Origin of the sequence: Photobacterium alginatilyticum (genome assembly GCF_009910675.1) — a bacterium.
Taxonomy (GTDB): Bacteria; Pseudomonadota; Gammaproteobacteria; order Enterobacterales; family Vibrionaceae; genus Photobacterium; species Photobacterium alginatilyticum.
The window spans coordinates 96,583-122,706 of record NZ_RSEJ01000015.1; the positions used below are offsets into that span (position 1 = coordinate 96,583).

A 26,124-nucleotide genomic window follows, 5' to 3' on the forward strand; every position below is an offset into this window, starting at 1 on the left:
TATTTTCATTTCTTATACAAAATAGCAAAGGCAACAACTATGCCAAAATGCTTTTAGCGCATACTATAAGGAATTATGACCCAGCTCAAATCATCCCTCTTGGCTTCAGCAATCCTTTTCAGCAAAATTCTGTAAACCACTTATAAAACAGATCATTAGATGTAATACATATGCATATTTAAGCTTATGTAGCACATTATTTATCAATACAGGCGAGTATGCAATGTAAGTCAGTGCCCTGAGTCTATAATTTGCATGTTAACACCGAGATAAATCAGTGTTAAAACACCATAGGTGAAAGCCATATAAATCATCAATGGTATGAGCACCCGCCAATACTGCGCTACCTGCAACAAGCTAGCTATAGTTTGCCGCTGTTTTAAACGCTCAATAAACCATCAACACGCTGTGACATTTACCATAAAGTTACCCACTGTTTTTGTGGATAAACTTATTTATCATATAAAAAACATAAACTTATCAATTGCAATGTTAATAATGGGATTTTTTTATCGTTTGTCATGGAATGAAATCATGCCACTCGCAGTGCACAATCAACCGCTTCGACTATTGAGTCAACACACAGAAACGATCCCTTGATCAGCTGCTCATCACTAGGCTGATACTTGCCTGTTTTCACCAAACACGCCTGCAGCCCAGCATTCAGCGCCCCTTCGACATCGCCGAATACGTCATCACCTACCATCAGCATCTTATCTGCCGGTGCTGCTACTGACCTCACAACCTGGGCAAAGAAGTCAGCCGATGGTTTGCCTACAATAATCGCCTCGGTAGCAGCGGCATATTCTATCGCCCGGATAAACGGCCCAGCATCAAGGTGTAGCTTTCCGTCTGACTTGAAATAACGGTTCAGACCGATACCGATGAGCGGCGCCCCCGCATGACACAACTGGAAGGCCTTATCCAAGGCATGATAGTTAAAGCCTGATTCGGCATCACTGATAAACACAGCATTAGGATCGGACTGATCGAGATCGGCAAATTCAGATCGAATGTTGTCATGAAGCAAGCAATACGGGCGCCAGTGATGTTGCTTGAGCAATGCTTGGGCTGCCACTGGCGCAGTAAAAATCTGTCCCAACTCCAACGAAAAGCCAAAGCGAATAAGGTCACGATAGATTTGCGTGCAGGTTTTGCGGGAAGTATTGGTGACAAAGCGCACCTCGAGATCACTGGCCTGTGCTCGGGAGATGGCTTCTACAGCGCCGGGAATCACTTGCTCCCCGTCATACAGAACGCCACTGATATCAAAAAACAGTGCCTGATACATCCGTCGCTCCCTTTCCTTTAGGGTAAGTATAGCCACGGCCGCTGTTCGACTACACTTAAGCCATCCCAACCTGTGGAATAGCACCGACGAGTAGAAACATCACTCAGGAGAGTTCCGCTATGCTATCCGATCAACAAGGTAATCATTTATCAGGTGCAACACCGGAAACGGTTGAGCTCTACAATCAGGCTGTCACCGCCTTCAACCTTTATCGAGGCGACCCTTTTGCCCTGTTAGACAATGCCACCGAACAGGCCCCTGGATTCGGGATGGCTTATATTCTCAATGCGTATCTGTATGCTATGGCGACAGAGCCGGCCGCTAATGCTGCGGCTCAACAATACCTTGAGAAAGCAAAAGCGCTCTCACTCAACAAAAGAGAGTACTCCCATATTGCCACCCTGAACCAATTGCTCAGCGGCAACTGGACCGCTGCGGCCATCGCCCTGGATCACCATAATGCCGCGTACCCGCAAGATCTTGTTGGCTTACAAGTTGGCCATCTGATCGACTTCTACCGGGCTAATGCCAGGAACCTGCGCGATCGTATGGCCCGGGTATTAAAGCACTGGTCTCCAGAAATTCCTGGCTACTCTATCGTACTTGGCATGTATTCGTTTGGCCTGGAAGAGTACGGCCATTATGCCCAAGCCGAAGAGACTGGACGACAGGCTATTGCACTAGAACCCTTAGATTGCTGGGCACACCATGCTGTTACCCATGTCATGGAGATGCAAGGGCGGGTCCAGGACGGTATTGGCTGGATGACGACCCGAGAGCCTTACTGGTCTGGCGATGATAACTTTTTCAAGGTTCACAATTGGTGGCATCTGGCGCTCTATCACCTGGATCTGGGCCAGCCCGAAGCCGCACTTGCACTCTATGACGGGCCGGTTCGCAAGGGTCCCAGCAGTGTAGCCCTGGATATGGTTGATGCCTCAGCACTGCTATGGCGACTGAAATTGTCAGGCTGCGAGGTGGCAGACCGTTGGCAGGAACTGGCAACAATGTGGGATAAACACGCCGATGGCAAACTCTACCCCTTTAATGACTGGCATGCTGTGATGGCCTATCTAGGCGCCTATCGGCATGACGAAGTCGAACGGCTCCTGACAATCTTCCGGCAAGAAAACACCCCACGAAACGAAGTGGAGCTATGGGCACGGCAAATCGGATTGCCGCTAGTTGAGGGATTCAAGGCATTCTGGCATGGTGACTATAAAACCGCAGCAGATCAACTATACGCTGCCCGCTACATCGCCAATAGCTTCGGAGGCAGCCATGCCCAACGCGATATCATCGACTGGACGCTGACCGAGGCAGCTTTGCGAGGCGGCCTGACAGATCTGGCTGAAGCCCTCGCCAACGAGCGTTTGGCACTAAAACCCCATAGCGTTATGAACCTAAGCTTTCTTTCCAGAGCTTCATCTGCCCGGGAGCACTAGCGCAATAGAAAACCCGAGAAACTTGTTTGAGAGAAATACAATGCCGTCCAGTGCGGGACGGCATTTACATTCAGGCGCTTTAATGGAGAGATAACGTTTGAAGGAACTTAAAACTGCCTGCTTTCGTGTTAGTCTTCTATTTGAGGAGAAAGAGGCACCAACTGGCTAACCCAGCCAATAACGTGTAATTCGGGCTCTGAATCTGGTTCTAAATGTGTAACGAAAGGACCAACCGACACTCGCTCTCCTTTTTGCCGAGCGTCATCAAGTGCCTGTTTATCTTTCACACTCCATTCTGCGGCCAACTCAACATCAATAGCAACCAACATAGAGGTGGTTATAAGAGGGATAACCCCTGAATTAATATCGAAATTTCCACTAGAAAAGTAACCTGCATTCTGTCCTTTGATAAACCATCCATCTAACTTGAATACTTCAAAGTTAAGCCAAGGTCGATTTAAGCGTACTTCCAGATATTTAAACTTAATGGATTTCAGCGATGTGTCTTTATCTATTGGCACTGACAATCCACTTCCGCTTTGTGTTAAAGATGAGAGAATATTGGTGCCGCCTTGTAAAACTCGATATGGTCCATCATCAGCGTCTTCTCCTATCAGATCTAACGTGATTTCACTAAACCGTTCTGGATCACTCGTATCATACCAATCCACGGGGGTGGCATATACCGGATACCAGGAGTCAGGGATCCCATCCATATTGGAAAAGTCAGACGACTCATATGTTCTTAGGGAGTCAGATATTACACTTTCCGTATATTGTTCATCGTTTCCTACTGATGAACCATGCAGCAAGTTACCGTATACGGATGAAATCCTATTCAGACTATCTGAATAGTACTCAGAGAAAGTAGGAATAGTATTAGCTAACTGAGAAAATGCATACAGTGATGTAAAGCTCCCATTAGGATTAATACTTGAATGCGCATTTTCATATGTTTTTGGTGACAATGTCATTGGAAGCGCATTGAGCTGTAATATAGGTCTATTATCGATCTTGATATTACTGTTAGAAAGCCGACTTTTACCGACTTTTTCCATCAGCATATTGCTCTTTGCCGTAGGCATAACAGCAGGAGGTTGAATACTTTTTCCTAATTTGCTTGTTAGGTTAAAAGACAAAGTGTTCTCCCTTTTTGTCGATTAAGAAGGTGACCGATATTAAATAATACCAGTCACCTTCCATAGTTTTATCGTGCACTTATGCGCTAATTAAATAGCAGGTGCTTCAGCTTCAGTTGATTCCTGCACAGGTGCATTTTCTGGCGGGCTAGCTGGTGTAATTTCACTAACCCAAGCGATGATTTGAATACCAGGGATCTTCAACGTACCACCATCGAAAGTCGACTTATGGTAGTCTTTGGATGAACTATGTGAATAGCTGCCACCCACACTGAATGGCCCCCATCCAACACTAGCCTTGGTGGAAATGGAATCTTCTACATGTTTTTTGTCGTCTGAACTCCAATCTGCTGTGATCTCTACATTACGAGCAACAACAAACCCTGTTGGGATCAAAGGTAATATAAGTTTTTCACTGGTAAGTTTACCCGTTGATATACCATGAATATCCGTCATATTCGTATACCAGTTGTTCAACTTAAAGATAAGATCATTAAGCCAAGGGCGGAAAACGCGAACGACAGCAATTTCAGCACTTAAGTCAAATTTACTTGCGTCCATATGTGAGTGACTTTCCGCATGATGTCCGCTGGCACTGGCACTACCGCTCCACAATCCCCAACTTGCAGAACCACTTGCCCCCCAATCCGTCGCTTTTGCACTGGCGGTCTCTTCTAAGTAATCGCTCTTAAGTGAGAAAGCTGTGAACCCCGACGCATTCGGATCAGCAAAGTCCGCAGGGAAAGGATAAGAAAAGTACCACTTACTGCCATCACCTGTTGATGATGCCATTCCTGAAGACATAGTTTTTTGAGCATCACGAATTACATTACCAACCGCATCATTAATGGCTGAAGCTAATACCGATAATGCTTCCTCCACCTGAGCAGCCCCCTGAGCACGCCAAGTATCATATGTCTGATTGACGTTATTGCTTAACATTGGCTCATTCGCCTGCCACTGTCGCTGCTGAGCAGGATCGGATAAATCATAACCGAGGTATGCCGTACGATACCCGCTCACAGCTGTGATATAAGCTGTTTGATTTTTAAGGTAAGTCTTGTATATCGCCGAGTTGTCTGTTTGAGTTGTCTCAGCCCCCGTGTAGTCCTTAATAGTAGATGTGGTGTTAAGGTAGTTATAAGCCTGCTTATACTTTTCTTCTTGTTCAGGATCTGGCTTTGTCGTTGAATTAGCGCCATCGACAATCGCCTTATAAGTTTGCGATATCAGTGTTGAAGATGGAGAGTAACTCGAAGTCTGAGATGGCATTTGATCAACAAGGTTGGCAAATGTCTGAGAAGCTCCTAGGTCTCCCGCTGGATTCGTTGGTGAAACTAAGTTTGTGAAATCTTTTGGATTCAGCGCCTGATTTTGTGCAAACTGGAGAAATGTATTCTCACTGGTAAACGCATCATTTTGCTTACCCTCAGGTGCATATGTGACAGCCTGAAAAAGCCTGTCATACAATGTATTGAGAACCTTTGTTTCTGTTGCTTGATCCATTGAGCTGTTCCTTATATTTGACATTTTATTTATGATTAACGGATTTCATTCCGTTTAAAGTGCTAGCTACTCCTCAAATCAATACAGCCCAACGATTGCTTCAAACACTACATAACCCATGTCTAACATGAGCCGCTCTCTCAGCAACAATTTGAGGGGATATAAAGCACTTAACCTGGCCGTTTACCCATCAAGAGTAAACTGTCTGACGTTCATGATTAAACGTAGAATATAAAACAAGATGCACAAGGTAAGGGATGTGATTTCCATCGCAACATTTGCCATTTAGCGATATAAGCATTGGTGGTCAGACCACGCTTTTCGTCACAAGCTAAACCATAGTCAAGGCACCTACGATAGGAAAATGAAGTTCATACACTTTTCCTATCAATAAAAATGCCGCCCATGACAGGGCGGCATTTGATAGTTCTCACCTGGCGATAGCTGTTCGCTCGATTACCAGATCTTAGAGACGTAAAAGTCATCCCCCCTTTGGCATAGGGAAATATTGAAACAAAGTTATGCTTCAGTGTTATGGTTTCGCTAAAATGCACGCATGTAATCCTGACAAGGGAAAAATCGTGAGTTCCAATAAGTCTTTCTCCGTAATGTTTTCTCAAGCCGTTGGCAGTTCCTATTTTCGTATTGGTCATGATCATTGGCACATTGAGGAATTACTTTCCCTGCAACACCTCTTGCTGTTAACAGCCCCAACAATCAAAGAAGGATTACTTTGGTGGAGCAAGTCGGTGTCATTGTACGACCGTTCAATCTATGTTGAACCAACCTCCCGATTCGACGGCCTATCGCTACACTTTCAATCACGAACAAACACTGAATTGCCTTTGTGGGTTCACTACCTGACCCAAGATTTACTCGAGCACATCTCCTCATTTACCAACTTAACGCATACTTGGCAGCAAACCCCCAGCAAACGCAACTCTTTAATTCGCAGCGAATACGGAGAGTCGCTGCTATTGCATTTTGACCATCAAGAGATTCAGGTTAATGCGACCCCCGATCCCAAATTATTTTCTCTCGCCAAACAGTTTTTTTTACTGCTACAGCACGTCCGTATTGAGAAAGAAGATCTGGTCTGCCGATTGAAAAAACATATCCATGATGACATCCGTTCACCTTTACGTTTATCCGACTTAGCCGTTCATCTCGGCTTATCACCCAGAACACTGCAACGGCGCCTACAGGAAAAACAGATCAACTTCACCACACTGGTTGATAACGAGAAAAAATCCATCGCTTTACGCCTGCTTGCCGATACACAAATTAGCGTTTCCAGTATCGCAAACCAACTCGGTTATGATGACCCTTCGAACTTCCACCGCGCATTTCGAAAATGGTATCCATTTTCGCCCCAAGTGTACCGTGAGCAATGCCGAACCAATCGAGTCATCCAACAAAATAATCCCATCAGGTTGCACTATGCGACAGCCGTGGTCGAATCGAGTACAGGCAAACAAGGCCAAAGTGGTCGAGTCTGGATTGAAGTTGATAACATCGCATTTGAAAAAAAAGTAGCGGTAGAATGTGAAGACAGAGATGGTGTCTGGCGCCGATACCCGGCCTTTTTTGATTACTTTCTGGCTGATGGCATCGAACTTTGGTCAACGGCAAATCTACCTGTGGCCCATCCATTGCGTTTTCGCTTATGTTACGAAGTCGACGGCAATCAATTCATCGATGATAACCTTCAACGCAACTTTCTTGTCGACGAGCCTATGTTGTTAGGTCATCCGATTATTGTCGTTCCAGTCCTTGTCGTGGTTCCCGAAATGAACGGTTTTCGTGTTGTTATACAGCTAGCATGCCGCCTGCCAGATATTGAGACCATCCATTGCCATATTGATACTCAAGAAAACAACCGCTGGGCAATGACAAAATCGGCCCAAAACCGTCACTTTTCATCGTGGTCTCTATCTACATTTCTGACCGCCCCCCCTCAGAAATGTCATTTTGAATTCATTTCACAGCAAGGCGAACATCTACGCTGTGATAATTACCAACAAGGCTACCTATTCACCTCACCGCTGTCATAGCCACATTAATGATAACAAGCTCAAAATTATCGTCAGATGACACGCCACAACCAATAACTTGGCGCGAAGTGACACTCTCATCGTATTAAATTTCCATTACTGTTTACGCAGATTTGTAGACGGGAAATTTAAACGTGAAACATAAAAAACATAATCCATTGAATAGTATTAAGTTTTTGTCATTATCGATAGCACTTGCTCTTACCGGTTGTCACTCAGACAGTAAGGTCATCGAAAAAGACAATAACACTGTGGCGCCAGTTGATAGTCATATTGCATCACCTGACTGGCAAGAGCAAATCATCTACTTCTTGATGATCGATCGATTTAACGATGGTAATAGCCAGAATAATGACCAAGGCCAGAATGAATATGATCCGGCATCAGACAAGAAGTTCAGCGGTGGCGATCTACAAGGCGTAACCGAGCAACTTAGCTACATCCAAGATTTAGGGGCAACCTCTATCTGGATCACTCCCCCGGTGGCGAATCAATGGTGGGATGCTGAACAAAACTACGGCGGTTATCATGGCTACTGGGCGCGTGATTTTCAGAAAGTAGACGAGCATTTCGGGGACCTAGAAGACTACCAAGCGCTTTCTCGTGAAATACACAGCCGAAATATGTTCCTCATTCAAGACATTGTAACCAATCATGTCGGTAACTTTTTTACCTACGATAACCCGTACAATTATGATGCTTCAAACCCTTGTACCGGTTTTCGTCTCATTGATAGTGCATTGGCTGCGAACCAACCCCTACCATACCCATTGAATCAGAATCAGTGCAAAGACGACGGTACAGGTAGTTATCATTGGACACCAAGCATTACCGATCACAATAATCCGATACAAGAAAAAACATGGCAACTCTCTGATTTGGATGATCTCAACACCTCGGATCCAGAAGTCAGAAAATACCTAAAAGAAAGCTACCGCAAATGGATCAAAGACGTCGGTGTAGATGCATATCGAGTGGATACCGCAAAATTTGTCGATCACGATTTCTGGAATGACTTTTTCCACAGTGAAGACGGCGTCTTATCGCAAGCCAAAGAAACTGGTCGTGATAATTTCCTGACCTTTGGTGAAGTCTTTGAAGCCTCGACACCGTACCAGACAGAAGGCGAAGAAAAAATGCTCACCTATATTGGTGAGAGTGGCTCTCCGGCACAGTTAACATCTGTTTTAAACTTCCCTCTGCAGACCACCATGACCCGTGTCTTTGCCTCAGGCCAACCAACGGATTATTTACGCTTTCGTCTAGAACGTATGATGGAAATGTTCCCTAACCCTTACATCATGCCTAACTTCATCGACAACCATGATATGCCGCGCTTCTTGTCCCAGGCTAGCCCGGAAGATATGCAGCAGGCTTTGATCACCATGATGACAATACCCGGTATTCCGGTTATCTATCAGGGTACAGAGCAAGCCATCGTCAACAGTCGCGACAGTATGTTTAACGGCGGCTACCGTACAGACGGTCAACTTGCCGATTCTTTCGATTCAGACAATAAAATGTATCAATTTATACAATCACTGGCCCAGCTTCGGACTGACAACAAAGTCTTAACGCGAGGAGAGTTAAAAGTCATCGCCAGTGATAAAGCGGGAGCCGGTATATTCAGTTTTACTCGTCGTCTAAATGATGATGAAGCGTTCGTTGTCATGAATACCTCTTCATCCCCTATGTTGTTAAACCAGCTAGATCTAGACCAAGGTGCTGGAGCTGTTTTTGAACGGAGAATTCAATCCAACTGGCAAGCCGCACCAGAAACACTCACAACCAATAGTCACGGTGAAGTCAGTCTTGAACTCGCACCAAAGTCCGCAGCGATTTATTTCAAAACAGCCAGAGCAGGTAATGCCGAAACCCCGAAGGCAACCGTCGAGCTAAATGACGACTGGAAAGATACGGTAATAACACAAAACACCGAAATTACCGGGACAGCAACACCCAATGCGATGTTGAAACTGGTCGTCGATGGTAACTTGGCCGTGGCAAAAGACATACCTGTTGATGCTAACGGAGATTGGAAAACGACAATTTCAATCCGTCATTTTGCTATCGGAGAACAACAGCACCGCTTTGCGATATACTACCCAGAAGCGAAAACCGGAACAAAAGATATTGCGTTTACTTCTGATCTGTCATGGGCAGACACACCCGTAAAAGTCATTGATGATGCAGGCGATGCCCAAGATGGTAGTGGCGGGCCATACGGTTCATATTCTCTACCCACAGACCCCTCTTTCAATAAAGATAAGAACCAACTCTCGATTGAAAAGGCAGAGGTTTATACCGTTGGCAGCAACGTTCGCTTAAAAATGACCATGGATAACGTCACCAACAGCTGGTTACCGCCCAATGGCTTTGATCATGTCGGCTTTTCTGTTTTTCTTGGCTTGCCCGATGAAAGTGAAAAGGGCTTAACCACTCTGCCTAAGCTTAATGCCGAAATGCCCACGGGCACTTGGAACCGAAACGCCGTGATATTTGGCTGGCAAAGCTCAATTTATAATTCAACCGGAGCAGACTCACAAACATGGGGAGAAGCAGTCTCACCCGCCCCTGTTGTCTCGGTCGATAAGGCTAACAGAGCCATTTATCTCGATTTTGCCAGTGATGCGCTTGGCCGCCCCGATTCGCTAGACGGTATCAGTATCTATGTCACGACATGGGATATCGACGGATTATCGGCCGTCTACCGTCCGCTAGATACTCAAAAAGGACCGTGGAATTTCACTGGTAACGATAGTTCAGAACCCAAGATTTGGGATGACCTCCCCGTCATCACTTTAAGTGAGTAAAAATTAGAAACCTCTGCTATCAGATAAGAAATGCCGCCCCTGACCGGGCGGCATTTGATAGTACTTCTTTGGCAATAGAAGCTTGGTTGATTACCAGATTTTAGAGACGTTAATCGTCACCGTATCACCGTTTTCAGACTGATCGGCCACCTGGAACAGGATGCCGTAATGCGGCGTCAAACGGCCTGTCGCAGGGCGAAGCGGGTTGGAGTAATCTTCCCAGTCAACGAACATCGGATTAGCAACAACGTATGGGTCGGTCAGTGTTCTGCCTTCCCTGTCGACAAGATCGATTTGCTGCCCCGGCTTGCTGTTGAAAGCCGCATCACGCACCTGGTAGCGCGACGTTGCAGGTGTGCCGTCACTCCAGATCTGCGGATTACGGTCAGCATCAACCACGCCTAACCAGCCTTCGCCCGGATGCGAGGCAACGCCGTTGTCAGTATGCGACGTATCGACATACCAAACCATCATACCGGCATCAAACGTCATGATGTGATTATTACGGTTGATCCGGCTCAGCCCTAAATCGACACCTTTGTGCTGGCGCCACTCGACAAGATAATAGTGCTCATAATCAAAATTACCGTCATTAAGTTCGACACCGGCATAGGTCACTTCCGGATGCACGCTTTCAGCATCTAGCAATAGGGTATTCTGACCGTCCGCTGCAACAGTGATGTTATCAACCCAGAAACCGTTCTTGATCAAACCGCCATCTGTCATGTACTGAACGCTGATCTCAACCTGCTGTCCGGCAAAAGCGCTCAGATCGAAGGTTGCATCAGTCCAGCCATCAGACTTGCCGGTAAAACCAATTCCGAATCCGATTTCATTCGGATCATTGCTGGTTGTGATCGAGCCGGCTATTGGCTGACCATTAACCAGGATCCGACCATAATCGAAATCATCTTCGATATCGTAGTGGATCTTGAACGACAGAGCAGCTTCAGCCACCGCACTCAGATCAACAGCAAAAGACATCGCATTGTTCAGGTTATTACCTCGACCCGAGTAGAACGAAGTGGTGCCGATCGGCGATATCAAGTTAATGCGCTTCGGTGGCAGATTGACCCGCAGATAATCATTATTGGGGCCTTTCATTGCAGCCTGATCTAGCACATATGGTTTCGGTGTTGCCGCCAGTTCTGCAAACTCAATGGTTGCACCGTGGAGCCAGTTACCCCCTAGAGAGTTTTGCAGGAACTGACGCGCCCACGGGCTAAACCCTGTCGGCTCTGTCCCCGGGATCAGGCCAGCCCATGAACCGGATGACATAATAGACCAGTAGGAAACAGGCTCTCCCGGCGGCGTGCCGTACTCATCCTTGCCATAGACAGTGTCATATTCATCAGGCAGACCCAGATCATGACCATACTCGTGCGCAGCGACTCCCGCAGCGGCATCAATTGGCTGGATGGTGTAATCGTAGGCTGCCATTAACCCGCCCCAGTTCGGTACGCTGGCTTGGGTACCTTCAATGGCAAACACGCCACCCAGATTCCAACGATGCGACCAGATAGCATCAGAGCCCAGGTTACCGCCACCGGCTTCCTGCCCGACACCAGAATGGAAGATCATGATGTGATCCACCAGACCATCTGCTTCGCGATAGTTACCGTCCCCGTCCAAGTCATAACGATCTTCAAGATCATAATCTGCCAGGTTAACTGCTGGATCGGCAGCAGCCGCAACCAGAGCCTCACGTACCAGTGCCCGGGCATTAACATCATTATTGGAACCCTGTTGCGCACCATAGAATGCCGCCGGGTGCTGCGCCTTGTACCAGCCGGCCACATCTCCAATCTGGGTATAGGAGCCACCACTTTGCTGGTTATAGAACTGCACCATGGAAATCAAGTTCTTGCCGTTACTGCCGGTATAACCATCCGGACCGAAGAGCATGTCCTGATAATGGCCTGGAGTATAGTCTTGGTAATAATTCGACGTTTCTTCCGGCGTCACCTTATTCGCCGGGTAATCAGGAAACTCAATCAAAATAGCTAAGATTTTGTCCTGAACCACAGGGCCATTCCAGGCATTATCCGAGCTAACCGCAGACTGCCCAGCCCTTTGTGTCTGGCCCGATGCCTGCTGATGCCCGCTGCTCATTAGCTGAAGCAAGCGATCTTTGCGCTTTTGCTCAAACTGAACCAGCTCACCCGGTTCACCGCTATGAGTATGGTTCGCTTCAAGATAAAGGTGAAGGGCTTTTACCGCCTCCGTTTCATTGGCATCCGCCGGAATTTGCCCACCCGCTTTGAGCATGCTGATGAGCTTATCCTGATTGACGATACCCAGGTCAACAGAGTGATTATGCTTATGTGGCGCGCCGATAGCAGTAGCAGAAATGCCTGCCAGCAGTACACCGAGCGCTACTTTATTTAGCGCACTGCGAAAAACGCTGAATTGAGTGATCATTATCTAGTCCTTTATGTAATGAAGACAATCGTACGCAGCGTCTTGCCAACCAGGCTGAAATACGCTGACTGCGAACAAATGCTTTTTCGAAAGTACTTGATATTGATCTTTTTTTTCAAAGCCTTACACAGAGTTTGCGATGAATCAGAGAGTTTTTATGAACTAGAATGTATCTTTAAATCAAGGTGTTAGCAAAATAATGCATTATTGTTAGACAATCCCGCAAAATAGAACACCAACAATTCAACCAATCAATATAATTAATCGCAAACAAAGCAACGGATTATTAGTTATTGATTCTGAATAATTATTGCGACAGGGAGACTCACGCATAAATCAACACACAGTAAACTGTTGATTTATAACAATAAAGCACCATCTCCCGCGTGAGCAAACCACAACAACTTGTTATTAACAAAGAGGTTTATTATCTTCAACGAGCATCAGGTTGCTTCAGTCCATTATGCTGATTTTGTTTACATTTTTGGCGAAATCTCAGCAGAGCGGCTTTTCGAGGCACTCGACATTTTTCTTGAGGGAACAAACAAAAACATTTACCTCATCGCGGGTAGACAGATATATCTTGTTGCCCTTAAACCCTGCGTACAGATGACGATGATATTGATGTGAGCTCTTAGATGTTCGCGAACCGTATTCCGATGCCCACTTAAGTAACTCCTGAAAATTCTTTTCAGCCAGTTCACTGTCCAATTGCTTTGAACTCTCCGAACCTCTCAATAACAACGATTGCTCACACACAGGCCAATCAATATCGAGAAAGATTAGCGTATCGGCTACAGGTGCTAATTGTTCGGCTAATGCGCCAAAAACGCCTTCGACAACCCAGCTCGATTGTGCGGAAATCTTATCTAACTCAAGATCTATCGATTCTTGAGAACGTTTTTGGTTATACCCTCCCGGCTCCCACACAACGCTATCCAAATTCACTTCTTTGACTTGCAATAATGATGACAAACGGGACGACAACCAGCTCTTCCCCGAGCCAGAATTACCAATAATTAATACTCTTTTCATGCTTATACCCAACGATTCACTCAACCAAACAGGCGGCTCAACTGCCGTCTGTTTAACCCTATTATTGTGTTTACCAACTTTGGTTTTTCAGGCTCAAATTTTGTTCCAGAAAATCAAGGAAGACCTTTAGCTTGGCCGGCTTAAATGCCTTTTGCGGGAACACAGCATATACCCCGTGCTCAGGCAGATGGTATTGTTCCAAAATCGGTACCAGCTCACCGCTGGCTAATTCAGATTCAACCAGAAAAAGCGGCATTTGGCAGATCCCCACATCATCGAGCATCAGCTGCTTGAGCACCTCGCTGTTGTTAACCTGGATATTGCCCTCTGGCTTGATACGCTCTAGGCCATTTGGGCCATCAAAGACCCACTCCATGCCAGCCCTGAAGTAGGAGTAATATAAACAGTTATGCTGTTTAAGCTCGGCCAGGGTTTCGGGCGTACCATTTATTTCCAGGTATCCCGGTGACGCGCAGACTACACTGCGGCACGGCGACAGCTTGCGGGCTATCAGGTTCGAATCCGACAAGGCCCCAATCCGCAGCACCATGTCCACTCCTTCTTCCACCAAATCAACCAGCCTGTCATCCAGTGACAAGCTCAGTTTGATATCCGGATATCGGCGCAAGAACTCACCGAGCAGAGGCGCAATATGGCGTTGGCCGAATACCATGGGAATACTGACCTTCAAATGCCCTTTCGGCGATCCCTGCAGGCTGCTGATCGCATCCTCTCCTTCATTGACCAGCACCTTGGCCTTTTGGATATAGCTGTAGTATTGCTCTCCGGCTTCGGTCAGGCTGAGCTTGCGCGTTGTCCGTTGGATAAGCTTGACGCCAAGGTGGGCCTCCAGCGCACTAATCCGCTTGCTCACTGCCGACTTGGTGATCCCTAGCTGACGGCTTGCCTCGGAAAAGCTGCCCAATTCAACCACTGCCGTAAAGACCGGTATCGTAGAAAAAGTATCCATTACCACTGTCAACCTGAGAGAAACAAAGAGTTCAAAATATATCGGGTTATCAATAATAGGGAAACCAAATATATTACTCGCCAACAGAAACTCGTTGGTAAATAACATGAAAGCTCATCCACTTAACTTATCTCTGGCGCTTGCAGGCGGGGTAACACTTGCCAGCATGATAGCTATCAACAGTGAACTTGCAGCGTACAGTTCCCCTGTACTAGCCTCATGGTTTGCGCATGGCATAGGCGCGATAACGTCCTTGCTCGTATTAATAACAGCGTCTCTATTAGCTGGAAAAAAGCTAACTATATTGCCAAAAGTCGGGACGCCTTTCTGGGCCTATCTGGGCGGCATACCGGGCGCGTTTACTGTGGTTCTGGCGGCAATCACGGTAAACAGCCCGCTCGGGCTGTCAGGCTCACTGGCACTCATTATGGCAGGCCAGGTGTTGTTCGGTCTTGTCTGTGACGGCTTTGGCCTGTTTGGGTTAACCAAGCGTCCATTAACGCTCACTGACGGCATAACACTGGGGCTCATGGCGACTGGCTGCCTTTTGACGTTATTCGGTAGGGGATAATAATGACAACATTAATTTTTCTCGCACTATTAAACGGCTGTTGCATCAGCTTCTGCAGGATCTTGAATGGGAGGCTCAGCCAAGGCGCCAGTGCCTTTACCGCCTCGCTCTGGAACCATGCGGTGGGCTTTATTTTTCTCAGCGTTGTGGTTTATTTCACCGCCTCCGAACCGGTTGGGTCGTTAGCAAATGCACCGGCAGCCACCTGGCTTGGCGGTGTGATCGGCGCTTTGTTTGTCGCACTCAACAGCTATGTATTAACAAAGGTTGGAGCCACACTGACCGCGCTGCTGGTTATCGGTGGGCAATTGATCACGGGTGTTATCTGGGAAGCTGTCAGCCATGGTGCCGATCTCACACAGGTGGCCGGCGTCATGTTTATATTGGCCGGGGTTGTCGTGGCCAAGTTCGGAAAGATACCAAGCTTCAAAAGCAAGCATATTTAAAATATTTAAACTACTTCTAGGCGAGAGTTAATACTGAGGTTGCCTGCTAAAGCAACTGAGTTTGCATGGAGGGTAATACACCCGGGTACTTACAGGCGCTGGCCGATGATCGCACCAGCCCCGGACTGGGGATCGCAATGAATTCAACATGGAGCATTCATTGATTACTTCGCCGACTATTTTGGCAATCCAACCTATTGCTGCCTTAGTTTTGCTCAAATGTACCAGTGCTTTTAATCATAACGGATAGCACCTCTTGTGAGTCACTTTTAGTGTTATGACTGGATGACAAAATCGCTTTCGTTCTTTCTAACCTTGCTAACAGACTTTCCGTTTCACTTTCAACTTGCTTAGACATCTCGGGAGTTGTTTCTTTTTTCATAGCTTCTTTCCAAAAGAGTTTTTGAACTATTGTGAACGTCATAAACAGAGAGGCAGGTTATATATATTGCCCATACCCCCTTACCTGATTTGAAGCTCATAGTATCTTTAATTATTATTGAACAAAGTTATTAACTATAAGATTTTCTGATATGTATAATTTGGAACACCTTAGAATGTTGGTCTGGTCCACCGAAGAAGGATCGTTTTCTGCCTGTGCAAGAAAACTTGGAAAAGCCCAATCAGCCGTCAGCCAAGGCATTTCAAACCTGGAAATAGATATCGGGATTCAGCTGTTTGACAGAACAACAAGAAAACCAACCTTAACGGAAGACGGCAAGCGAATTTATGCCTACGCCAAATCGGTTCTTGCGCTGACCGGTGAGCTTGATAGCGTCGTTAAGGCAATTCAAAATGAAGAAGAACCGAACCTACGTTTGGCATTCGATAACGCATTGTTTACCAATAAACTCTCCAGCATTCTGGGTGCGTTTTCCCGACAGTTTCCCAAGACACAAATTGAACTTCTATCTGTACCATGTACCGACATCGCCGAACTAGTTGTAAATAGACAAGCAGATATTGGCATCATGTTTACAACTCCCCCTCTTATTCAAGAGCTGGAGTATTGCTATATTGGCAGTCAGCCATTTTGTGCTGTTTGCCATCCGGAATCAGCTCTTCTTCTCAATGAGAAGGTATCCATCAGCCAGCTAGTCAATCACAGACAGCTTTACCTTCGCGGTATTTCAGGTGACGGCCTGATGCATTTACCAAAAATCTCCCCTGATATCTGGTACTGCAACGGCTTTGATATAACAGTCAAGCTGGTTGAAGAAAATTTAGGCTGGGCTTTTTTACCGCTTCATATGGCAAATAAGGCCATTACTAACGGCAATCTTGCGACGTTCAATTTTGAACTCGACGATAAGCCCTGGATGATGCCCGTCGATCTTGTCACCCACAAAGGCATAAAAAAGGGCGTCGCTTTTCAGTGGCTATTTGAGGAGCTAAAGAGCCTTGTTTGAGAATTTTCGAGAGGATCCTCATCAAGCAGGTAAGGAAATTCGGTAAGCCTTCATATAGACAGGATTCACGCAAGCCATTGCCAACTGAGATATAGATTAGCAGTACTTGTTTGTGTTGATAATCAAGGGCAATAAAGAAACAGTTTAAAGGTTTTATATATAATTAGATGTTCAATGACCTAACCAAGCAAATTGCTAACTGACAGATTCAGCAAAGAGAATCCGTACCGTCACGCCAGCTTCATCAGTGTTATTCTGCAGGCTCAAGCAAGCATGGTGGGCTTCCAGTATCTGCCTGCATAAAAGCAGCCCGATGCCGGAACCTTGCTTTTTCGTTGAATAAAAAGGAACAAAAAGATTCTCGGGATTACTGATCCCACAGCCATTATCGACAATCAGCAGCTCTGTACCGTTTGCCACCTTGTTCCAAGACACAGTGACCACACCTTGCTGATCGCAGACCGCTTCGAGGGCATTCTTGAGCAAATTGATAATAACCTGCTCAATCTGCACTCTATCTAGCATCAAGGCAACCGAAGGAGATGTGACTAGCCGAATTCGCTTATCTGCCAGCAGTGCCATACATCCAGATACCAAGCTTTCTAACTGAACATCAGCCTTATTAGGGGCTGGCAAGTGAGTTACATGACGATAACTCTTGATAAAGGCTTCCAGACCTTTTGCCCGTTGGGAGATCAATGTCAGCCCCTCTTGCAAGTCCTCATCTCCCAACGGCGCCGTTTCGGTTCGTAAAAAGTCACTGATGGTCGAAATAGGTGTCAGGCTGTTATTGATTTCATGGCTCAGCACCCTGAGTAAATTCTTCCACGCCTTAAGCTCTTCTTCCCGCAGCAACAGGCTGACATCGGTAATAAAGAAAAGCTGCTGGCGTTTTCCCTGATCGTAATAGTACTCATCAACCAGTTGCCAGCGGCCTCTTTTAGCCGGAAAGGCATAATCAACCGGCGAACGGCGATTCTGCTTAAACAGGGTATCCAGCCCAAGCTGCACACTGGACTCACCCACCAGCCCTTCTGGCAGGGAAAACAAGAGTTCAGCCTGCGGGTTCGCCCAGGTAATTTGCTGCTTGCCATCAACAGCAATGATTGCCACATTGATATTTTTCACCACCTTTCGCAGCAATAAAGGCGTGGATTGCTCGACCATTTGCTGATGGTGAATACGGTCGGCCAGCTCATTAATGGCCTCTGCAAAATTCCCCATTTCATCGTCATACTGATATCGGGCTCTGTGGGTACAGTCTCCTCTGGCTATCGAGTACATAAGATTGCTGTACGAGTTCAGCCTTTTGCTCAGCGTCTGATAGACAGAGCGGCTCAGTAACAAGGCAATCCCAACACCGAGCAGCGTCGCAATAACGATGAGCGGCGCGGGGATTGCGTAGCTCCACAACAACCAGGGCAGCATGATCAGCCCGGGAGCAGCCAGAAGGGTTTGCACCAAGACAAACTGAGAGAAAAAGCTTTTATTTTCTTTCACTTACAGACCAAACTTATCCAAACGACGATAGAATGCGCTGCGACTCAATCCCAACGAGCGACAGGCCGCCATCACATTACCCTTGTTGGACTTCAAGCGCTGGGCGATGACATCTTTTTCAATCTCATTCAGTGTCATCTCCTCAAAACCAGGGGAACCGCTATCAACCTGAGGGGCAATATCCCCCATCAGCATCAAGTGCTCTGGCTCAATCACACTGCCAGCAATCAACACGGCCCTTTCGATGGTATGGCTAAGCTCCCGCACATTGCCGGGCCATGAATAATCCAGCAATGCCCGCAAGGCCTGAGGACTGAGTTCAGCATTGGGCTTTTTGTACTTTGTCGCCGTTTGGGCAATAAACTGGCGACAAAGCTCAGGGATATCTTCCACTCGTTCTCTGAGACTTGGCAGCCTCAAAATAAGCGTATTGATCCGATACAGCAAATCTTGCCTGAAGGTACCATTGACAACCATGCCATTGAGATCGGCATTTGACGCGCAGATCAGTCTGAAATCAGCTTGCTGCGTCTTGCTCGCCCCAAGCTTTTCAAACTGCCGTTCCTCTAACACGCGTAATAATTTCGCCTGCTGCGAGAGCGGTACATTAGCGATTTCATCTAAAAACAGCGTCCCTTTGTCTGCGAGTTCAAAACGACCAATTCTCTCTTCCCTGGCATCGGTAAAAGCGCCTTTTTTATGGCCGAACATTTCGCTTTCGAACAGACCCTCATTGATGGCGCCCATATTAACGGATACAAGCAAGCCGTTCCGGCGTGACGACAGCTGGTGAATATAATTAACCAGCAGACTTTTTCCGGTGCCGTTTTCGCCCAACAGTAATATACTGGCATCCGTCGCTGACAATTGATGGATCTGAGAGAGCAATGCCTGCATCGCGGCAGAATGGGCCACAGGCTGCGTCGGGTGATTGAGCCCCAGCTCTTGCTTTAGCAGCTCATTCTCTTCGGCAAGGGTACGCGACTTACGCTTTTGATCCATCAGCTGGCACTGATGCTGCAGTACTGACACCAAGCGCTCATTGTTCCAAGGCTTTTCTATAAAGTCGCCAGCCCCTTTTTGCAAGGCGGCAACGGCCAGTTCAATACTGGCCCACCCTGTCATCACCACGATGGCGAGGTTCTCATCAACGGACTTTAGCCTGGGAATTAGGCTCAGCCCCTCCTCACCCGACGTGGTGTCTTTATCGTAATTCAGATCCATTAAAATAAGATCGAATTGCTCTGTTTTCACGAAATATTCAATTTCCTGAATATTATTTGCAAATGTTAACTGATAATCCTGATGCTTTAACAGCATACGTAAGCCAGCAAGTATTCCGGCATCATCATCAGCTATTAATAACTTTTTTTTAGTCATAGCTTTTCCTCGGAAAAATACTTCCAATCTTATTCTTCACGTAATGCAATTGCTGGCTCTAGCCTTAATGCTCGTTTAACCGGAATTAATGTTGCTGTCATAATCACAACTGCGATCAGGCAGGGTATAAGAACAAAAATCAGTGACATCGTCATCGTAGAACCGACAAATAAATACAGCACTTGATAACAAATAAACAGGGCCAAGCCTAATCCTAACGTGACACCTATCAGCAGTTGAATAAAACTTTTTCGAATAAAGAACAAAATTACCTGCCCTTCACTCGCCCCCAATGCACGCCGAATACCTATTTCCCTGACCCGCTGAGAAATACTGTTTGCCATCACGCCGTAAATACCCGTTGCAGCCAATAACAAAGCAACAGCGCCTAATATCACAAACAACCTGGCACCGAAAACCATTCCGACAATTTGCTTATCAAGCAAGCGTCCATATTGCATGACCATTGCCAGGGAAACATTCGCATCAAGCTCACGCATTATTGTATCAATACTATTCAGCAGCTCTCGGCTGCTCCCATCATAGTCAATCACTGCGTAATTAAATAGGGTAGAAAATTGCGAATTAGGTAAGTAAATAGAACCGAGCTGTGAACTTGGCAAATACGGTGACCCATAGTCGATATGCGAAATCACACCTATTACTGTGGCAACATGGTCATCTGAAATGTCTACAAGATGAATTTGTTTACCGAGAGGAGATTCGTTTGGCCACAGCTGTTTTGCCAATGAATCACTGATCACCGTAACACGCTGGCTCTCTTGAGTGTCCCGATGATCAAATAACCGCCCATATAATGGCCGAATACCAAATGACTCAAAGAAGTTGTTATTGGTGCTCACGGTATTTGCCAGCACTTTCTCCAGCTCATACCGGGTATCCATTGCTTTGATAGTGCTCGCCCACGAGAAAATACCGGGCGCCGACGAGCCCAACGCTATATTCCTCACTTGCGGCAACGCCATTATCTCTCGTTCGACACTGCTCAGGAAACGGTATCGCTTACCAGGGTCTACGTAGCCTTCCCACGGCATATAAATGTTAAAACTCAACATCTTATCTTGGTCGAAGCGCGCGCTGGTTTCAGCCGCATTCTTGCTGTAACTGATCAACATAGAGGCAACAATCAATATAAACACCGACAGGATAACTTCGATACTCACCAATATTCGGCTAAATCGCCCGGTATAATGATTGGTCGCCCCCCGGGAGCCATCACGCAGAATTTGGTTAAAGTCACGGCTGGTTGCTTTCCAGGCCGGCAAGAACCCCGAGATAAAAATAGTCACAATCACGACCACCACTGTCGCAATAACGGTGTCGCTATCAAGTTTGAAATCCCACCAGTAAATGGGTTTGGTAAAGCTGGCATTTGCCATTATTGACGTTGTCAGATCCAGCGCCCAGGCAGCAATAAAGAGCGCGAAAACAGCACTGATCACACAAATGATAATGCTCTCCCACAACATTTGGCCGATTAACCTGAACCGTGGTGCCCCCAATGCCATTCGGGTCGCAATTTCTTTGGCTCTTTCTGCCGACTTCGACAGCAGCATACTGCCGACATTAATACTCGCAAGGAGCAATACCAATACGCTGACCCCGAGCAAGGCCCATACCGTCGGCATCATCTGCGGCGTAATGGCCTGCACCTGAAAAGTATCGACATAAGCACTGGTGCCATGGTTAGTTTCCGGGTATTTTATCGCCAGTGACGCCATGATACGTTGCACATCCTGATTGGCAGCCTCTATCGACACACCATTTTTCAGACGGGCAACCCCGGCTAACGTAAAGCCGCTATCACGCTTGATATATTTGACACTAACAGGCAACCATAGATCGGCCGTCCCCGGAAATTCATACCCCTCAGGCATCACACCGACGACTTTCTTTCGATGGCCGTCGACATACAATACTTCCCCGATAGCATCAGCCCGTCTGGCAAAGCGTTCCTGCCACATGGTATAGCTGATGACAGCAACCGGTTCTGCTCCCTGCGCCATATCCTGAGTGTTGAACACCCGCCCGAGCACCGGTTTAACCCCGGTGAACGAAAAGCTATCCGCCTCAATCGCGATAACATGATTTCGCCGGGCCTTGGCGTCCACATCCACATTCGCCAAATAGTAGGCATACAGAACAAAGTCCTCGAACGCATTATTTCGTTGCTTGATTTCCAAGGCATCGGCTTCCGGGATCCGCCCACCTATATGCCGCATCCCGTTTTGAAGCTGGTCTATCACCACTACCTTGTCACTATCTGGAAAAGGCAGTGCCTTCAAGGCCAATGTGTTGATAAAGGAATACATATATATGCTAAGTGCCAGCCCGGCGGTCATGACCAGTAAAGTAAACAGCGAAAACGCCGGCGCTTTCATCAACAACCGCAGCGCATACTTAAAATCTGTCCACATCTTCTATGGCTCCTACGCTACTTTTTCTGATTGCTGGCATTTAATATCAACCAATTTGCCATCGAACAGTTCAATCACACGATCAGTTAACAGCGCACTGGCCGGATCATGGGTCACCATACAAATCGTCGAGCCATCACGGTGAAGTGCCTTGAGCAACTCCATCACAATGGCGGCATTTTTCGAATCCAGGTTACCGGTTGGCTCATCGGCAAACACAATCGATGGCGAGGCGACGATAGCACGGGCAACAGCCACCCGCTGCTGTTGACCACCGGAAAGCTGACCGGGAAAATGCTGCGAGCGATGGGCCATATCAACCTTAAGCAGGGCATCGTCCACTTTTTTCTTAATCTCTCCACGCTTAATGCCACGACGATAGGTAAGCGGCAAGGCGACGTTTTCCTCAACGGTTAAATCGCTGATCAGGTTGAATGACTGAAATATAAATCCCATCTCCTGATTTCGAATAACGGCTCGCTGGGAAGGTAATACTTGGGATATATCTTTTTCTTTTAATAAATATTGCCCCTCCGTATTACTGTCAAGCAAGCCGAGAATAGAGAGCAATGTCGATTTACCGCAGCCAGAAGGCCCGGTAATTGCCACGAATTCCCCGACATTAATACTGAGGCTAATATCGGATAATGCATGGGTTTCTAGCTCCTCGGTATAAAACACCTTGGTCACGTTATTAAGTTCAATAAGAACATTATTTCCCTTCATTTCTGTTCCTTAATAAATATTAATTTCCGCATAGCTTTGCCAAGGTGTGGAGTCAGACAAAATAACCTGATCACCGGGGTTTAACCCTTCTTTAATTTGAATTTGTGAGAGGGAGCCGGTTCCGAAATAGACATCATGACGAAATGCGCTTTTTCCGTCCTCACTGAGCTTATAGACATTGTTCAATTGATCTGCCTTGGCATAAGTAGGGCGTCTTACAAATAGCGCCTGATCAATTTGTTCGATGGCAATCTTTGCATCGACAGACAAATCGGGCCTGGCATCGGCAGGAAGAGGTTGGGTGAACATAATGTCGACTTTGACGATACCGTCATTCACTGACGGGGCAATCCGGCTAACCTTTCCCTTGATTAAATTGTTGCGGGTATCGACGGTAACGGCCTGATCCAAGCTAACTTGCCTGACTTGTGTTTCTGCAATATTCACTTGCGCGTAGAGCTGATCTTGCTGACCAATCAACGCCAGATTAGTACCGACACTGACTCGCTGCCCCAGTTCCACAGGAATATCTTGCACCACACCGTCAATAGACGCCGTAATCGTCAATGCCTCGACATCCTCGACAGCCCGGCGATGCTGCTGATGCAGACGCTGATAATTAGCCTTGGCGGCATGTATCTGCGCCTCGAAATTCTGCCGCATCTTCTCAAGTCGCCGGACTTCTATCTGCCACGCCTGCTGTTGCTGGGCAACATCCAGCTGAGAGCGCTGGTAATCGATACGGGAAACGGTGCTGTTGCCAATAGTCACCAGCTCGGTTTCGGCATCCAGCTTAAGGGCATTTTTGTCGTAGCGCATCTTGGCCGCCAGAATCACAGTTTCCTGATCCAATAGCTTAGATTCAAGCAGCACCCGATCTGCCAGATGTTTGGCCTCCATGGCTTTCAGCTCCCAGTTCAACTCGTCAACCCGCTGCGTCAACTGTGGATTGACCATGACAATAAGCGTCTCGCCTGGCTTCACAAACGTGCCCGGCTTGATGTTCAGCTGGTCAACACGCCCGGCAACACGGGATGCCACCCATCTTTCATGAAGCGGCAACAGCACACCAGGGCCGCGCACGCTGACATTGAATGAGCCATATTGAACTTCACCGATGATCAGGCTATCGCGTTCGACATTAAAACCGGCGTATTGCTTGTTTATCTGACGGTATCCCAAGAGTGCCATCACACAAAGCAGGCCCACGGCCGGTAGCAACAACCAGCGTTTAAACCGGCTTCGCTTCTTTCTTACTCTGTCCATCACCATCCTCCTATGCACTGTAGAGCACAAAGCAGGCCAGTTTTTAAATCATTGTTTTTAAATCACTTTGTATTGAAAGGGAGCGATAGTTCGACAATAAGTGTCCTGATTATGGGACAGGGGCTTCCCGGTAATGGGACGGGTTGAGAAAGATGGATATGACGAGAAAAATAAAAAGCCGCACCATTGCAGTGCGGCTTGGATTATATTTCTTTTCACCTTAGTCTACCTACTCAGCACACATAAGGTGTTACGATGGACCTGTTGCCATCATGAGGCTTCGCCACTCATTACGTTGAGTATGCCGTGTCCGATACAGTCACTTCTTTAAATCGGACATCTTTATCATTTGGCGAAGAAGTATAAATATGTTTTTTGTCACTTAACCAAATTGTAAGTCACTAAGCAATAAAGCACTTAGCTTTTCGCTTTGTTAATGTTGATTCACATCAGCACCAACACGAAACTTGCACCCTTGAGCCATATGAATACAGCTTAATCCTCCAGAAGCTAAGCAAGAAACAGCTCATCACAAGCTTCATATTAAATATGGTATGAAAATCTGCTTTTCGCAAATTCAATTTCCAGGAAAAGCTGTTTAAAACGTGACCTGCAGCACTTATTGACCAATTTCAATATAGCGCTTTTTGCCGCCAATCTGGTGTAAGATCCACCGTTACATCACACAGTCTTAACAGAAGGGATAAAGGCTTAATGATCGCAATTGGGAATGCGCTGAGACACGTGCCGACAGCTCAGGCTGCGCTGGCATTGGCAACAACGGGAACGGGCCTTGCCTGGTCACTGTTTTTACCGGGCAGCGGTGAGGTGATCCGCGGTTTCTGTGCATTTATCGGCGCATGCCTGCTGATGCCCGTACTCCTGAAGTACCTGTTAAGCCCGCAGCGTTTTATCCAGGATCTTCGCCATCCCCTCTACGGTAGCCTGATGGCGCCAGTGACCATGACCATGCTGGTACTGGCTGATTATCTGTCATCTATTCATATCGAGAGTGCCCGCTTGCTCTGGTATCCGGCCCTAATGCTCCATTTTGCCATGCTGATCTACTTTTTCAGTTTCCAGATCCGCCGGTTCCGCCTGACCAACCTGTACCCAAGCTGGTTCCTGTACCCTGTCGGCGCCATCAGCGGCACCCTTGCCGGCCCGCAGCTCGGACATACCGAGTTTGCGATCACCATGACCAATACCTGTGTCGGGATCTACTTTGTCATGTTGCCTCTGGTACTATACCGGCTCTGTTTTGCCGGACGCCTGCCCCGCCCGGCCCGGCCGACACTGGCGATTATGGCCGCGCCTGTTAACCTGTCCCTTACCGCCTACCTGCTTAACGTCGAACAGCCGGATCCGGTGCTGACCGGTGCACTAGCCGGTGTCGGCATTACAATGACCATTTTGGTCTACCTGTGCTATTTCAATTTGCTCAAGCAACGCTTTCAGCCTTCGCTGGCTGCGGTCACCTTCCCGTCAGTCATTAGTGCGGTGGCTATCGAGCGCCTGACCCAGTGGCTGGTCATCGATTTTCCTCACTGGGCCTGGCTTGGCAGACTGGGGTTGTTTGAGCTAACCGTCGCGACCGGACTGGTCATGTGGGTGGGATGGAACTATATCGGGTACTACTGGCCGAAGGCTAGGTTCTCCAAGCAGCCTTCAACCTAGTGTCTTGTTGTTACTGACACTGAATGCAATGTGAATA

The 26,124-nt window shown here is 47.1% G+C and carries 19 protein-coding genes; 7 read left to right on the plus strand and 12 right to left on the minus strand.

Annotated elements, in window-relative coordinates; genetic code table 11:
* Positions 1–532: 532 nt before the first annotated feature.
* Positions 533–1,291 (minus strand): TIGR01458 family HAD-type hydrolase, encoded by a 759-nt coding sequence (locus EIZ48_RS15000; protein WP_160652971.1) that lies wholly within the window; start codon positions 1,289–1,291, stop codon positions 533–535.
* Positions 1,292–1,410: 119 nt separating this feature from the next.
* Between EIZ48_RS15000 and EIZ48_RS15005 the strand changes: the two genes are divergently transcribed.
* Positions 1,411–2,736, plus strand: a complete 1,326-nt coding sequence (locus EIZ48_RS15005; RefSeq protein ID WP_160652974.1) for a tetratricopeptide repeat protein — start codon at positions 1,411–1,413, stop codon at positions 2,734–2,736.
* A gap of 128 nt (positions 2,737–2,864) precedes the next feature.
* Here EIZ48_RS15005 and EIZ48_RS15010 read toward each other — a convergent pair whose 3' ends face one another.
* Both EIZ48_RS15010 and EIZ48_RS15015 read right to left on the minus strand, forming a co-directional pair.
* Positions 2,865–3,875: a hypothetical protein gene (locus EIZ48_RS15010; RefSeq protein ID WP_160652977.1), complete on the minus strand. Its 1,011-nt coding sequence runs from the start codon at positions 3,873–3,875 to the stop codon at positions 2,865–2,867.
* A 90-nt stretch (positions 3,876–3,965) separates the two neighbouring features.
* Positions 3,966–5,381, minus strand: coding sequence for a hypothetical protein (locus EIZ48_RS15015; protein WP_160652980.1), 1,416 nt, complete (start codon positions 5,379–5,381; stop codon positions 3,966–3,968).
* Between the two features lie 608 nt (positions 5,382–5,989).
* Here EIZ48_RS15015 and EIZ48_RS15020 point away from each other — a divergent pair.
* A complete protein-coding gene (locus tag EIZ48_RS15020; RefSeq protein WP_160652982.1) occupies positions 5,990–7,435 on the plus strand; it encodes a helix-turn-helix transcriptional regulator in 1,446 nt (481 codons plus the stop codon).
* A gap of 134 nt (positions 7,436–7,569) precedes the next feature.
* Positions 7,570–10,248: an alpha-amylase family glycosyl hydrolase gene (locus EIZ48_RS15025; protein WP_338046924.1), complete on the plus strand. Its 2,679-nt coding sequence runs from the start codon at positions 7,570–7,572 to the stop codon at positions 10,246–10,248.
* Positions 10,249–10,338: 90 nt separating this feature from the next.
* On the opposite strand, the gene EIZ48_RS15030 is transcribed toward EIZ48_RS15025, so the two are convergent.
* The 3 genes from EIZ48_RS15030 to EIZ48_RS15040 form a co-directional block, all read right to left on the minus strand.
* A complete protein-coding gene (locus EIZ48_RS15030) occupies positions 10,339–12,669 on the minus strand; it encodes an immune inhibitor A domain-containing protein (RefSeq protein WP_160652984.1) in 2,331 nt (776 codons plus the stop codon).
* A gap of 495 nt (positions 12,670–13,164) precedes the next feature.
* Positions 13,165–13,704: a P-loop NTPase family protein gene (locus EIZ48_RS15035; RefSeq protein WP_160652987.1), complete on the minus strand. Its 540-nt coding sequence runs from the start codon at positions 13,702–13,704 to the stop codon at positions 13,165–13,167.
* A gap of 70 nt (positions 13,705–13,774) precedes the next feature.
* Positions 13,775–14,674, minus strand: a complete 900-nt coding sequence (locus EIZ48_RS15040; protein WP_160652990.1) for a LysR family transcriptional regulator — start codon at positions 14,672–14,674, stop codon at positions 13,775–13,777.
* A gap of 106 nt (positions 14,675–14,780) precedes the next feature.
* Here EIZ48_RS15040 and EIZ48_RS15045 point away from each other — a divergent pair, with 106 nt between their 5' ends.
* Positions 14,781–15,245, plus strand: a complete 465-nt coding sequence (locus tag EIZ48_RS15045; RefSeq protein WP_075766632.1) for a DMT family transporter — start codon at positions 14,781–14,783, stop codon at positions 15,243–15,245.
* Between the two features lie 2 nt (positions 15,246–15,247).
* Entirely contained in the window at positions 15,248–15,691 is a 444-nt protein-coding gene (locus tag EIZ48_RS15050; RefSeq protein WP_192928586.1) for a DMT family transporter, read from the plus strand.
* A 205-nt stretch (positions 15,692–15,896) separates the two neighbouring features.
* Here the strand turns inward: EIZ48_RS15050 and EIZ48_RS15055 are convergent, their stop codons facing one another.
* Positions 15,897–16,073 carry a hypothetical protein gene (locus EIZ48_RS15055; RefSeq protein ID WP_160652993.1) on the minus strand — a complete coding sequence of 59 codons (177 nt, stop codon included), beginning with the start codon at positions 16,071–16,073 and terminating at the stop codon, positions 15,897–15,899.
* 151 nt (positions 16,074–16,224) lie between these two features.
* Here EIZ48_RS15055 and EIZ48_RS15060 point away from each other — a divergent pair, with 151 nt between their 5' ends.
* Positions 16,225–17,100 carry a LysR family transcriptional regulator gene (locus EIZ48_RS15060; protein WP_275690372.1) on the plus strand — a complete coding sequence of 292 codons (876 nt, stop codon included), beginning with the start codon at positions 16,225–16,227 and terminating at the stop codon, positions 17,098–17,100.
* A gap of 195 nt (positions 17,101–17,295) precedes the next feature.
* Here the strand turns inward: EIZ48_RS15060 and EIZ48_RS29750 are convergent, their stop codons facing one another.
* The 5 genes from EIZ48_RS29750 to EIZ48_RS15085 are packed head-to-tail and all read right to left on the minus strand — an operon-like array spanning position 17,296 to position 24,410.
* Positions 17,296–18,600 carry an ATP-binding protein gene (locus EIZ48_RS29750; protein ID WP_160652999.1) on the minus strand — a complete coding sequence of 435 codons (1,305 nt, stop codon included), beginning with the start codon at positions 18,598–18,600 and terminating at the stop codon, positions 17,296–17,298.
* The gene (locus EIZ48_RS15070) at positions 18,601–19,980 is read right to left on the minus strand and encodes a sigma-54-dependent transcriptional regulator (protein ID WP_160653002.1); all 1,380 of its coding nucleotides are present in this window, start codon (positions 19,978–19,980) and stop codon (positions 18,601–18,603) included.
* A 29-nt stretch (positions 19,981–20,009) separates the two neighbouring features.
* A complete protein-coding gene (locus EIZ48_RS15075) occupies positions 20,010–22,418 on the minus strand; it encodes an ABC transporter permease (protein WP_160653006.1) in 2,409 nt (802 codons plus the stop codon).
* Positions 22,419–22,430: 12 nt separating this feature from the next.
* The gene (locus EIZ48_RS15080; protein WP_160653009.1) at positions 22,431–23,144 is read right to left on the minus strand and encodes an ABC transporter ATP-binding protein; all 714 of its coding nucleotides are present in this window, start codon (positions 23,142–23,144) and stop codon (positions 22,431–22,433) included.
* A gap of 9 nt (positions 23,145–23,153) precedes the next feature.
* Positions 23,154–24,410 (minus strand): efflux RND transporter periplasmic adaptor subunit, encoded by a 1,257-nt coding sequence (locus EIZ48_RS15085; protein ID WP_160653012.1) that lies wholly within the window; start codon positions 24,408–24,410, stop codon positions 23,154–23,156.
* Between the two features lie 714 nt (positions 24,411–25,124).
* Here EIZ48_RS15085 and EIZ48_RS15090 point away from each other — a divergent pair.
* Entirely contained in the window at positions 25,125–26,087 is a 963-nt protein-coding gene (locus EIZ48_RS15090; protein ID WP_160653015.1) for a TDT family transporter, read from the plus strand.
* The last annotated feature ends 37 nt before the right edge of the window (positions 26,088–26,124 follow it).

Bases quoted from the DNA above. Each gene is read 5' to 3' on its own strand.
- EIZ48_RS15000 (WP_160652971.1), bottom strand. From the start codon at position 1,291: ATGTATCAGGCACTGTTTTTTGATATCAGTGGCGTTCTGTATGACGGG.
- EIZ48_RS15005 (WP_160652974.1), top strand. From the start codon at position 1,411: ATGCTATCCGATCAACAAGGTAATCATTTATCAGGTGCAACACCGGAA.
- EIZ48_RS15015 (WP_160652980.1), bottom strand. From the start codon at position 5,381: ATGGATCAAGCAACAGAAACAAAGGTTCTCAATACATTGTATGACAGG.
- EIZ48_RS15020 (WP_160652982.1), top strand. From the start codon at position 5,990: ATGTTTTCTCAAGCCGTTGGCAGTTCCTATTTTCGTATTGGTCATGAT.
- EIZ48_RS15030 (WP_160652984.1), bottom strand. From the start codon at position 12,669: ATGATCACTCAATTCAGCGTTTTTCGCAGTGCGCTAAATAAAGTAGCG.
- EIZ48_RS15035 (WP_160652987.1), bottom strand. From the start codon at position 13,704: ATGAAAAGAGTATTAATTATTGGTAATTCTGGCTCGGGGAAGAGCTGG.
- EIZ48_RS15040 (WP_160652990.1), bottom strand. From the start codon at position 14,674: ATGGATACTTTTTCTACGATACCGGTCTTTACGGCAGTGGTTGAATTG.
- EIZ48_RS15045 (WP_075766632.1), top strand. From the start codon at position 14,781: ATGAAAGCTCATCCACTTAACTTATCTCTGGCGCTTGCAGGCGGGGTA.
- EIZ48_RS15050 (WP_192928586.1), top strand. From the start codon at position 15,248: ATGACAACATTAATTTTTCTCGCACTATTAAACGGCTGTTGCATCAGC.
- EIZ48_RS15055 (WP_160652993.1), bottom strand. From the start codon at position 16,073: ATGAAAAAAGAAACAACTCCCGAGATGTCTAAGCAAGTTGAAAGTGAA.
- EIZ48_RS15060 (WP_275690372.1), top strand. From the start codon at position 16,225: ATGTATAATTTGGAACACCTTAGAATGTTGGTCTGGTCCACCGAAGAA.
- EIZ48_RS15070 (WP_160653002.1), bottom strand. From the start codon at position 19,980: ATGACTAAAAAAAAGTTATTAATAGCTGATGATGATGCCGGAATACTT.
- EIZ48_RS15075 (WP_160653006.1), bottom strand. From the start codon at position 22,418: ATGTGGACAGATTTTAAGTATGCGCTGCGGTTGTTGATGAAAGCGCCG.
- EIZ48_RS15080 (WP_160653009.1), bottom strand. From the start codon at position 23,144: ATGAAGGGAAATAATGTTCTTATTGAACTTAATAACGTGACCAAGGTG.
- EIZ48_RS15085 (WP_160653012.1), bottom strand. From the start codon at position 24,410: ATGGACAGAGTAAGAAAGAAGCGAAGCCGGTTTAAACGCTGGTTGTTG.
- EIZ48_RS15090 (WP_160653015.1), top strand. From the start codon at position 25,125: ATGATCGCAATTGGGAATGCGCTGAGACACGTGCCGACAGCTCAGGCT.